This window comes from Duncaniella dubosii (genome assembly GCF_004803915.1).
In the GTDB taxonomy this organism is placed as follows: Bacteria; Bacteroidota; Bacteroidia; order Bacteroidales; family Muribaculaceae; genus Duncaniella; species Duncaniella dubosii.
In genome coordinates, this window is the sequence record NZ_CP039396.1 from 2,023,027 (window position 1) to 2,035,032 (window position 12,006).

Below are 12,006 nucleotides of genomic sequence, written 5' to 3' on the forward strand. Positions count from 1 at the left end.
AGAAATGTTAAGTATAAAGTATAAAGGGGAAAAGGATTGAGTGTTATAGGAGGGCACAAGGCCGGATGCTCCTTGTGGCTTTAGAGGATAAAGTATCGGACTACCGTTGTTTAGTCCGATACTTTATTATCAGTTTTCAATCCTAATGCTTTATCCAGTGGATTTTTATGCTTTCCAGCTGTCTTTAAGGGCGATTGTCCGGTTGAAAATCAGTTCTCCGGGTTTCGAATCCTGATCGAGAGTGAAATAACCGATACGCTGGAATTGCAAAGGAAATCCCGGTTTGGCGATTTCCGCAAGGTAGGGTTCAACCTTTATGTGTTCTACGACTTTCAATGAGTCCGGATTGAGCATTTCGCGGAAATCACGTTCTGTTTCAGCGGCCGGATTCTCGACGTTGAACAGACGGTCATATATGCGGGCGGTAGCGTCGATTGCATGTTCGGCGGAAACCCAGTGGAGGGTACCTTTGACCTTACGTGCGCTTCCGGGCAGTCCGCTGCGGGTATCGGGATCGTATGTGCAGTAAATTTCCTCGATGTTTCCGTCAGAGTCTTTCTTTACGCCGGTACATTTGATGATGTATGCGCCTTTCAGACGGACTTCGCCGTCAGGTGCGAGACGGAAGAATTTCTTGGGCGGATTTTCCATGAAATCATCACGTTCGATATAGATTTCACGGCTGAATGGCATCTGGTGTGTGCCTGAACCTTCTTCTTCAGGATTGTTTTCCATCTCGACTGTCTCAACCTGCCCTTCAGGATAGTTTGTGATGATTACCTTGACGGGATTGATGACAGCCATGCCTCTGGTAGCAACCTTGTTCAAGTCGTCACGGACGGCATGTTCGAGCAACGAAATGCTGTTGAGGGCTTCGTATTTTGTATATCCGATAGCGTCGATGAAGTTTCTTACGGCACGTGGCGTGAAACCGCGACGGCGCAGACCCGAGATCGTCGGCATGCGGGGATCGTCCCATCCTGCCACGAGCCCTTCTTTCACAAGCTGGAGCAGCTTGCGCTTCGACATGACCGTATATGTAAGGTTGAGGCGGTTAAATTCAATCTGACGGGGGCAGTAGCTTTCGTCGGCAAGTTCTTTTACGAAATATTCATACAGCGGACGGTGAGGAACAAACTCAAGTGTGCAGATAGAATGTGTGACCCCTTCGAAATAGTCGCTCTGTCCGTGTGCGAAGTCATACATCGGATAGACCTTCCACGTAGTGCCTGTGCGGTGGTGCGGAGTCTTGATTATGCGATACATGATGGGGTCGCGGAAGTGCATGTTGGAGCTTGCCATGTCGATCTTGGCACGGAGCACACGTGCGCCTTCCTCAAACTCTCCTGCGTTCATGCGCTGGAAAAGGTCAAGATTTTCTTCTACCGAACGGTTGCGGTAAGGGCTTTCCGTTCCGGGTTGTGTCGGTGTTCCCTTCTGGGCTGCGATCTGCTCAGATGTCTGGTCATCGACGTATGCCTTTCCCTCCTTGATCATGCGTATGGCGAGATCGTAGAGCTGGGGGAAATAATCGGATGCGTAATATTCACGGTCGCCCCAGTCAAATCCGAGCCAGTGGATGTCTTCGCGGATTGAATCTACATATTCAACGTCCTCCTTTACAGGATTGGTGTCGTCGAAGCGTAGGTTGCATGTACCGCCAAACTTTTCAGCGATACCGAAGTCCATGCAGATGGCTTTTGCGTGGCCTATATGGAGATAGCCGTTGGGCTCGGGCGGGAAGCGGGTGTTGAGGCGTCCGCCGTTTTTTCCTGCCTGAAGATCCTCAAGGACGAGCTGTTCGACAAAATTAAGGCCTTTCGGCTCTTGTGGGTTGGTGACTTGACTATTATTTTCCATTTACGGGAGAATGTTAAAAATATGGTTCTGTCTGTATTTAATATGCAAAGATAGTCACAATTTTTTGAAAACACCCAACTTGGGGCATAAAACCTGTTTAAAGCTATTGATGAAGTTATATTAGGAGGTTTTCAGGTAGGGATTATAACTATGGGCAGTGATATTTCCCCGGTGGATAAAACAAATCAGTGTTTCAGCGTGTTAAATTTATGATAATTTCATGAATTTTAAGGCGGGACATGCGTCCGGCCTGTGGTAAACCTGAATAAAAACCAATGAATAGATTCAGTTCATCTTTTTGCAAGGCTCAGGCCGTTGTGCTCGCCGTTGCAGCAATCTTCACGGGATGTGTACAATCAGAAAAAGCTGACGTCGCACCTCCGGTCAAGGTAACAGTGCAATCTGTGAGTTTAAGCAGCTATGATAACCCCGTATCTTTCTCAGGGACTGTTGAAACAGCTGAGACATCCACTCTCAGCTTCTCAGTGCCCGGGACTATAACCGGGATATATGTCGAGGAGGGCCAGCATGTGACGAAAGGGCAGGTGCTCGCCCGGGTCAAGAGTGATAATTATGTCAATGCAGGAAATATCGCGGATGCCGAACTCGCCGAGGCTCGTGATGCCTATGCCCGTCTGAAAAAGCTTCACGATGCCAATGCTCTGCCGGATATCAAATGGGTAGAGGTCCAGAATAAACTCAAGCAGGCCGAGAATGCCGCCGAGATGTCGAAACGGGCTGTGGCCGATGCAACACTCTGTTCGCCTGTCAGTGGAGTTGTCAGCCGCAAGTTTGCCAACGTGGGCCAGACTGTCATAGCGGCAGCTCCAGTAATCGAGCTTGTAGCTGTGGGCGATCTCCGTATAAATGTTTCTGTCCCGGAGGGGAGGATAGGAGAAATTTCAGAAGGGCAGAAAGCTATGGTTAGTTTCAAGAGTCTTGGCATAGATTCGGTTGTCGGACAGGTGGCCCGTAAATCGGTGGTGGCTGATCCACTTACACGGGCTTATGCCGTTAAGATTGCAATTCCTGCCGGTGGCGGACGTATTCTTCCCGGAATGGTAGGTGATGTCTCCATCGATTTATCAGCCAAGTCAGACACTGTTGCTACGGCAGATGTGCTGCTTCCTTCCCAGTCGGTACTTCTCGGTTCGGACAATCGCACGTTTGTCTGGGTTGTGGAACACGGAAAGGCTGTCCGTCGAATTGTCAAGGCTGATGAACTGGCCTCCGGAGGAATACTCGTGACCGATGGACTTTCGGCCGGTGACAGCGTGATTGTGGCAGGCATGCAGAAGGTCGGGACTGGAACTCCTGTCGTTGCAGAACTACAAAGGACTGAAAACTAACACCTAAATGCCCGTCTGAATATGGCACAGCAATCAACTCCACAAAATTCCGTACCGAAACCATTGGCAAAACCTTCGCCTATCGTTTTGGCAGGAATGAAATACAGCAAAGAAATTATACTTATAACCTGTATTTTCATCGCTTTCGGAATCTATGCTCTGAAAGTGATGGATAAAAACGAGTTTCCGTCATTTACTATCAGAGAGGGAGTAGTCGGAGCAGTTTATCCCGGCGCTTCTGTCGAACAGATTGAACAGGAAGTGTTGAAACCTCTCGAGGATTATGTGTTTTCCTACAAAGAGGTCAACAAGAAGAAAACCCATTCGCAGGTTTCCGGCAGCACTGCAATAATTTTTGTAGAGTTAGACGATGATGTTGACGATGCTGACAGCTTCTGGAATGAGTTTAAAATCGGAATGGAAGCTGAAAAGCTCAAACTTCCGCCGGGAGTGCTCGGGGTCGAGACTCTAAGTGACTTTGGCGAGACATCGGCGTTGCTTATAACCATGCAGAGCAAGGATAAGACATATCGTGAACTCGGTGAGTACATGGATGCTCTAAAGGACCGTCTGCGGACAATCGAGAGCGTGGGGACAATGTCGGTCACAGGTAAGCAGACCGAACAGATAGCCGTGTATTTCAATCCTGAAAAGCTCCAGCACTATGCTCTGTCGGAGAAAACCGTCGGTGCTACTCTTCTCGCGCAAGGATTCCAGACAACAGGCGGTGCACTTCGAAACGGCAGCTATACACAGCCGATAATTGTCGCGCGTCCTGTAAATTCAGTTGCAGACGTGGCCAATATGGTTGTGTTCAGCTCTCCTGACGGTAGTGTTGTCCGCCTCGGAGACGTGGCCGAAGTCAAAAAGGAATATCCAGAGCCTGACAGTTATATTACGAATAACTTTGACAAATGTATATTGCTGAGTGTTGGGATGAAGGATGGCTACAATATCGTCGAGATGGGCAAGGAGGTTGACGCGCAGCTTGAAAAAGCCCGCGCTGAGATGCCGGAATCTGTCACGCTGTTCAAGATAACGGATCAGCCTGTGGTCGTCAACAGCTCGGTAAACTATTTTCTTGTGGAACTGCTGATAGCCATAATCGCAGTGGTGGTCGTAATCATGATTCTTCTTCCTCTGAAAGTTGCGCTCATTGCCGCTGCCACTATCCCTGTGTCGATATTCATTTCACTTGGATTGTTCTATGCGTTTGACATCGAGCTTAATACTGTGACTCTCGCCTGTCTGATTGTCTCGCTTGGAATGATTGTGGATAATTCAGTTGTGATTATCGATGATTATGTCGAATTAATCTCTGAGGGAATGGACCACATGTCGGCGACGCTTCGTTCAGGGACGGAGTTCTTCAAAGCTATCTTTTCGGCTACACTTGCTATTTCGGTTACATTCTTTCCATTTCTTTTGACTGTCACCGGCATGTTCAGGGACTTCCTGACTGATTTCCCTTGGGGTATGACTATAATTCTCTTTGTCTCTCTCATGATAGCGGAGCTCCTCGTCCCATTCATCCAGTACAAGCTGATAAAAGAACCCATATATAAGGAACAGCAGGAAGCGCTTGCGTCGGGAAAGAAAAAATTCAGTTTTTTCAATTCCATGCAGAAAGGCTATGACATTCTGATCGGATGGTGTTTCAAATGGCCTAAGACCACTATACTTCTTGGTGTATTATGTGTAATCATAAGCGCATGGATGTTCATTTCCACTCCACTCCAGCTTATGCCCATCGCCGAGCGCAACCAGTTTGCCGTCGAAATATTCTTGCCTCAGGGAACTTCTGTCGAACGCACGACTCTGGTTGCGGATTCGCTTGAACGCATCCTTGCCGCAGATGAGAGGGTTGTGTCGATCGCTTCGTTTCACGGCTGCTCCTCGCCACGTTTCCAAGCGACATACGCCCCGCAGGTCGGTGGATCGAATTTTGCCCAGTTCATTGTCAATACCAAGAGCAATCAAGCTACGATTGATGTGCTTAACGAATATACCGGGAAGTATGAGAGCTGGTTTCCGGACGCATTTGTACGATTCAAGCAACTCAGTTACTCTACGGCCGACTATCCTATTGAAATTCGTTTCACCGGGGCTGACGAGGCTACTCTCCGCAGTGTCTGTGACTCGATGCTTCAGGTCGCCCGGCGTGTCCCGGGACTGAGAAATGTGAGGTCGTCACTTGACAATCCTATGGCTGCAGCTGTGATTAATCCGGACGTGACACGCGCATCCCGTCTGGGGCTAAACAGTGTGCTGCTCGAAACCACTCTTGCCATGCGTTACAGTTCCGGTCTGCCTGTCGCTACAGTATGGGAAGGTGATTATGGTATCCCTGTCACGTTAAAGACTAAAACATCTGACCGTGCGACGGTTGAAGATCTTGTCAATGAACCTATGCCGGTGATTGGTTTCGGCGATGTCCCACTGAGTCAGATTGCAGATGTCAGACCCGAATGGCATCCCGGCATGCTCACCCGTTACAGTGGTGTGCCTTCGGTATCGCTGATAGCCGAGGTGCAGCGCAATGTCAATGTGATTGACCGCACAGAGGCATTGATGGACAGTATCAGCCATTATGATATTCCAGCTGATGTCGAACTTACCCGTGGTGGAGAATGGGATAACACTATGAGCACTCTTCCCCAGATTCTCGGCGGATTGGCTATAGCGGTGGTGATAATATTCTTTATCCTGCTTCTGCATTATGCAGCGGCTGATACGGCACTCCTGTTGCTGGGCTGTCTATTGCTTTGTATTCCCGGTGCGGCTGCGGGTTTGCGTATTCAATCTACTGATTTGTCTCTGACCTGTGTGCTTGGATTGGTTTCCCTGATGGGTATACTTGTCAGAAATGCGATTGTCCTTCTTGACTATGCCGAGGAGCTACGCAACGATGGCGAAAGTGTGTTTGATGCGGTGTTTAACGCTTCAAAACGACGTATGCGCCCGATTTTTCTGACTTCAGCCGCGGCTACTATGGGTGTCCTCCCGATGGTAATGGGCGACAGCGCTTTATGGAAACCTATGGGTGTCGTGATTTTCTGGGGTACACCGATTACAATGATATTCATTCTCACAGTAATCCCCGTGGCCTACTGCCTGATGAAGAACCGTAAGAAGAATGCGGGCAAGCCACTTGACGAACCGCTCGAAACCCATTTGCTTTAGTTTCACCAACAATAAATTTCAATCACAGATGAATAATCTTAAACTTGCAGTATTAGTGATATCCTTGTCGGTTATGGTTGGTGTCAGGGCTGCTGAGACAGATTCGATACTGACTCTGGAGCATTGTATAGAGGAGACTCTTGCCAATAATGCGGCAGTGCGTAATGCGGCCAACAATACAAAAGCGGCTGTAGAGTTGCATCGGGAAGCTTTTACGAAATATTTTCCTGAGGTTTCGGCTACTGGAGTGGCGTTTTGGACTCATAATGACGTTTTTCAGTATAACCTCCTTGATATTATTGAAATAGGATTTATCAATAAGGGCAAGATGGCCGGAGTGCAGGCGATGCAGCCCGTATTTATGGGTGGTCAGATTATCAGTGGGAACAAGCTTGCTGCTGTCGGAGAAGATGTGGCCCGTCTGCGTCAGCAGCAGAGCAATGATGAACTCCGGCTTACCACTGAGTCTCTTTATTGGAAACTGGTTACTCTGAAAGCTACACGTTGTGCACTTGAGGCGGCTATAGCTACTCTTGATACACTCGACAATCAGGTGAAAGTGGCTGTGGACGCAGGCGTGGCTATGAACAATGACCTGTTGAAAGTGCAGCTTAAACGCAACACGTATCGTACGGAGATGGTCGACCTCGACAACGGGATCAAGCTTGTCAAAATGTTGATAGGCCAATATATGGGCAAAGGTACAGACTGGAATTTCGATGTCGCATCCACAGTGCCCGAAATGATTCCTGACTTTCCGTCAAAGCTTTATATCCCGGGGGCTAATGCGTTGCCGATGACGGTCGATTATAAGCTCCTGCAGAAGAATGTCGAGGCAAAGAAGCTTGAAAAGCGCATCGAGATCGGAAAGAATCTACCTCAGGTCGCACTTGGGGCAGGATGGTTCTATCACGATCTGCTTAAGCAGAACCACAATTTCGGCGCATTGATGATTGGTGTGAATATACCTATTTCCGGTTGGTGGGGTGGCTCACATGCAATAAAAAGAAAGTCTCTTGCACTTGAAAATGCCAGAAATGAGCTTGAGGATCTTGGCGAAAAGCTTGAGATCAGCATGCAGGACAAGTGGAACAATGTGACAGCGGCACATCGTAAGATGGAGATTGCCAAAGAAGGAGTAGGGGAAAGCACCGAAAATCTCCGGCTCAACCGATTGTATTATGAGGCCGGTATGTCAACGATTACCGATGTGCTTGAAGCGGAAGCGAGCCATAAGGAATCGATTGACCGCTATATCTCTGCCTACGGGGAATTTCGTGTTGCCTGCTCTGCCTATATCATAAGCACCGGACAAACGGATGAAGATTGTAAAAAAATGAGTAACAAGTAAGACTAATAAAGCGACTTGGCCACAGCTAAGTCGCTTTATTAGCCTGTTTATAGGAACAATGATTCGGTAAAAATCGCGGAAGTAAGTGAAAATTAAGCGTATGGGATAATGTCATAGATACAAATGAATCGCCAAAACGTTCAATATAAAAACATTAGACAATATGAACGGATTGAAGATTCTCAAAGACTTCACCTATCGGTGTGAGTCTATATTTGAAAATACTATTTGAGTTACCTTTGTAATCGTATTCGGGTTGAACCGCGTGGGCGTTGCCTGCAAAGTTGCCTGTAATAGTAATTTTAACTCTAATAATCTCTCCAATGGCGACATTCAGATTTGAACTCAACGGACGACCGACCAGGAACAAGACGTACGTGGTGTATCTTCGTGTGACGGTAGGCGGCAAAAGAAAACTTATCAAGACGATGGTCGAGATTGCCCGTCCATGCGATTTTAATGCAAAATGCAAAGGTGAGAATTGGATACGTGGCGGTGTCCGCGACGCAAAGGTGCTCAATGCACAGCTGGCTGATATTCTCGCCAAGGCGAAGGAAACGTATAAGGAACTCGACAAGGAGGGTGAGGTCACGACCGTCGCGCTTGCCAAGGAGATGAACACAGAGGTTGTTTCTCCTTCATTCATGGCTTTTGCGCGCGAGCGGGCTCAGATGATATACGATAATGGAGGCTGGCGCAACTGGCGTAAGTATTGCGGGCTTATCAATAAGCTGGATGCATTCCGAAAGAAGCGCCGTATGGCTGACATTACTGTTGCCGACATGACGGTTGAGCTACTGACTCGCTTTGACAACTTCCTCCATAAATGGGAAAATGAGCGCGAGCCGGGAAAACTATTGCATCCAAACACTATCGAAGTGCAGTTCAATATCCTTCGCACGCTCGTTCATCGCGCTATTGAGGTCGGTATAATGGAGGCTTCAAAAGATCCGTTCCTCGTATTCAAATACAAGGGTATAAAGACCATCAAGGAAAAACTTGATGACTCGGAAATGGAGCGTATCATCAATCTGGAATTGGAGAACGGTTCGCTGATATGGCACTGCAAGAATTATTTCCTATTCAGCTATTACTGTGCCGGAATCCGAGCTGCAGACCTGATTCAGTTGCGATGGGGCAACGTCACCGCCTCCGGAAGATTGCATTACCAGATGGGCAAGAACCATAAGGAGCGTGACCTTCTTCTCGTTGAGCAGGCTATTGAAATCCTGCGTCATTATCAGCGGGAAGATGAAAAGGCAACGGACTATATTTTTCCACTGCTCTCAAATGATGCCGAATACGCCGGATATGTGACGCAAGCCGACAAAGACAGAATGCGCCCGGAACTGCGCCACAAGATGTATCAGGATATTTCATCAAAGAATGCCCTTATCAACAAATATCTCAAAAAGATTGCGGAGAAAGCTGAGATAGAGAAACCACTGTCAATGCACATCAGCCGTCACTCGTTCGCTCATATAGCGCAGGAGTCAGGAGCCGAGTCATCAGCCATCAAGAATATCCTCGGTCATAGCAACCTCGCCACAACCGAACGATATATGGGTAGCTTCGACACCTCCAAGACCGATGAAACTCTACGCAACGTCTTCGCCAAGAAACAATCCTCGGCAACAGCGACGGAGGAATCAGGGGCGACAAAAGAAGAGCAAGCCATCGAATTGCTAAAGAGTATGACCCCGGAACAAATCATGGCCGTGATTTCAGCAATCAACAAATAATCAGTAAATTTGCAGTATTATGGCAAAGGAAGCAATTATACGACAAGATACAGCAGATTATAACGCGGCTGTTCAGACAATAAAAGAAGCGATTCTTCGCAGTCAGTATCAGGCTGCGAAGTTGGTCAACCGGGAAATGCTGTCTCTATACTATGGTATAGGCCGGTATATCTCAGCGAACTCTCGTGAGGGCTTCTGGGGAACTGGAGCCATAAAAACTATCTCAGAGCGACTTCGCAAGGAGCTGCCGGGACTAAAGGGCTTTTCTCAGACCAATCTCAAATACATGAGAATTTTTTATGAGGAATGGTCGCCAATTATTGAAGCCAAGAACCATAAATCGTCAGCCGTGGCTGACAAAATTAACACAGACTCTCTTTTGCCTGTTAAATCGTCAACCACGGCTGACGATTTGGAAAGATTTCTCAATTTAAGTTTCAGCCACCATATTATAATCTTGGCAGAAGAAAAGAATATTGAAAAGCGTTGGAAATATATCAGTCTGGCAATTGAAAATAAATGGGATAAGCGTTTCCTTAAAACACAAATAAAGGAAAATGTTGCCGATAAGTATGGGGCTATGCCATCAAACTTTGGCGTAACAATCAAGGACAGCCGCGATGCAATCAAAGCACTCAACATGTTTAAGGATGAATACCTTCTTGACTTTATCAATACTGAGGAAATCGGCATAAGAGATCTTGCAGATATCGATGAGCGAGTTGTGGAACAAGAGATAATCCACAATATCAAGAAATTCATAATGACCTTCGGTCGTGATTTTGCGTTCGTCGGAAACCAATATCATCTTAAGGCATTTTCAGAAGACTTCTTTCCCGACCTATTGTTTTTCAATCGAGAACTGAACTGTCTGGTCGTTGTGGAGCTTAAGACCGGAGATTTCAAACCCGGTTATCTTGCCCAGCTTATGACATATCTTCGCATTTTGGATGATAAGGTGAAAAAGCCGCACGAGAATCCCTCGATCGGCATAGTGTTATGCAAGAACGCTAATAAAGACTTCGTAGAGTACGTTATTCAGGATTATGCCAAGCCTATGGGCGTAGCAACATATCGTCTCAGTGAGGAAATGCCGGAAAAATTGCGCGAGGCACTGCCGGATGTTGAAGAGTTAAAGAAATTACTCTGATTAGGAATTGTCGTCTCTTTTCAATTGCAATCGTCTCAAGTCAGATTTAGCGCCATATAGAATGACACCAATAAATTCATTATTGTCATCAATAGTGGCACCGATGGCACCAATCGTGTCACCAATAAATTTGAGATTGGCACCAATAATGGCACCGATAGTGTCACCAATCCGGCACCAATGGAACAATGCGGAACAAAGACCGGAACAATCCGGAACGATAAATGGAACGATGAGTAGAGAGAATTAACGTCGGCAAGGAGATTGCTCCCTGCCGACGTTTTCTTTCGCTGTTCTTATTTGTTCTGTATGGTTTGTTGCCAGCGATGGTCGAACTGTTTGGCCAGTTCCTGAATGTCGAGGCATACAGACACCAGCCTCATCGTTGCTTCTCGCGGTCTCTCGATGGCGGCATTGCATTTCTTTTTGCTGAAATTCTCGCGAAGCGTCTTTACCAATGTGTCGTAACTGACACCGTAAGTCCGATAGAGTGCGTTCAGCGAGGACAACTGATTGATGAAAATCCGTGTGTTTTCATCGACAACAAAGACCTTGAAAGGCTTCTGGAAAAGAAAGTTTTTGATGAAGGCAGCCTTGTTGATGGCTCTTGACAGCTCGAACATTGAGAGGAATCGAGCATTTTCCTCTGCGTTGAACCGCACGACGTAGCGGTTCACGGAAGGGTCGGCCTTGGGTCTGCGACCTCCGTTGTTTGAGTATTTACCCATAAAAATAAGAGATGGTATCGCAGATTTCGTCGCTGAGAAATGCCGCAGGCGTTGAAAGGGGTTCCCGACTTTGGAGGAAACCATTCCCTCGGAGAGCAAGGGTTGCGAGGCACCGGTTTTATTTCGAGTGCCTTGCAACATACCTTGCTCATCCATGTGGATGCCGATTTTCAATGAGAAAGCACATCCGGCCTTGGGTGTTTCCACGAATGCCATACTAAAGATACGAAAAATTTCCGAAACTGCCAAATTCCGCTTTCTCCCGTCTGAATGTGGCAAAAATTCGATTGAACAGGGAGTGAAATTCGACGGTCAATGGAAGTGAGTCGTTTGAAATTTGCACCTACTTTCTTGACCGCGCAAGGGGTGTCATACACGAATTTCGGCGTAACAGACGGCATTTGACGGCAGATTTAGGCCCCCGATATATTCAGATATTTGGACTTGCGTATCTATTGATGTTAACTTTGTTGTATTCTTATGTAGAGACAAGGCTGTCTGTTTATGCACTCTTTTGAGCATACTTCCTATAATAAGAATGTATATACGACTTGATAAATACCTATGAATCAGTTCGCTTTTATGTGTTTTAATATATCCTTATAGGCATAAATCATGATTGACTTATCTATAAATGGAAGTT

General features: G+C 46.9%; 7 protein-coding genes. 5 read left to right on the forward strand and 2 right to left on the reverse strand.

Annotated elements, in window-relative coordinates:
- Positions 1-165: 165 nt before the first annotated feature.
- Positions 166-1,860, reverse strand: a complete 1,695-nt coding sequence (locus E7747_RS08795) for a glutamine--tRNA ligase/YqeY domain fusion protein (protein ID WP_136415489.1) — start codon at positions 1,858-1,860, stop codon at positions 166-168.
- Between the two features lie 275 nt (positions 1,861-2,135).
- On the opposite strand from E7747_RS08795, the gene E7747_RS08800 reads away from it, so the two are divergent.
- The 5 genes from E7747_RS08800 to E7747_RS08820 all read left to right on the forward strand — a co-directional run bounded on the left by E7747_RS08800 (position 2,136) and on the right by E7747_RS08820 (position 10,635).
- On the forward strand, positions 2,136-3,209 hold the full coding sequence (locus E7747_RS08800; RefSeq protein ID WP_136415491.1) for an efflux RND transporter periplasmic adaptor subunit: 1,074 nt from the start codon (positions 2,136-2,138) through the stop codon (positions 3,207-3,209).
- 21 nt (positions 3,210-3,230) lie between these two features.
- Positions 3,231-6,392, forward strand: coding sequence for an efflux RND transporter permease subunit (locus tag E7747_RS08805; protein WP_228449114.1), 3,162 nt, complete (start codon positions 3,231-3,233; stop codon positions 6,390-6,392).
- A 28-nt stretch (positions 6,393-6,420) separates the two neighbouring features.
- A complete protein-coding gene (locus E7747_RS08810; protein ID WP_168185297.1) occupies positions 6,421-7,743 on the forward strand; it encodes a TolC family protein in 1,323 nt (440 codons plus the stop codon).
- A gap of 323 nt (positions 7,744-8,066) precedes the next feature.
- Complete coding sequence (locus tag E7747_RS08815; protein WP_136415495.1) at positions 8,067-9,485, forward strand: site-specific integrase; 1,419 nt, start codon at positions 8,067-8,069, stop codon at positions 9,483-9,485.
- A gap of 19 nt (positions 9,486-9,504) precedes the next feature.
- Complete coding sequence (locus E7747_RS08820; protein WP_136415497.1) at positions 9,505-10,635, forward strand: PDDEXK nuclease domain-containing protein; 1,131 nt, start codon at positions 9,505-9,507, stop codon at positions 10,633-10,635.
- Positions 10,636-10,931: 296 nt separating this feature from the next.
- On the opposite strand, the gene E7747_RS08825 is transcribed toward E7747_RS08820, so the two are convergent.
- Complete coding sequence (locus E7747_RS08825) at positions 10,932-11,579, reverse strand: plasmid mobilization protein (protein WP_136415498.1); 648 nt, start codon at positions 11,577-11,579, stop codon at positions 10,932-10,934.
- Between the last annotated feature and the right edge of the window lie 427 nt (positions 11,580-12,006).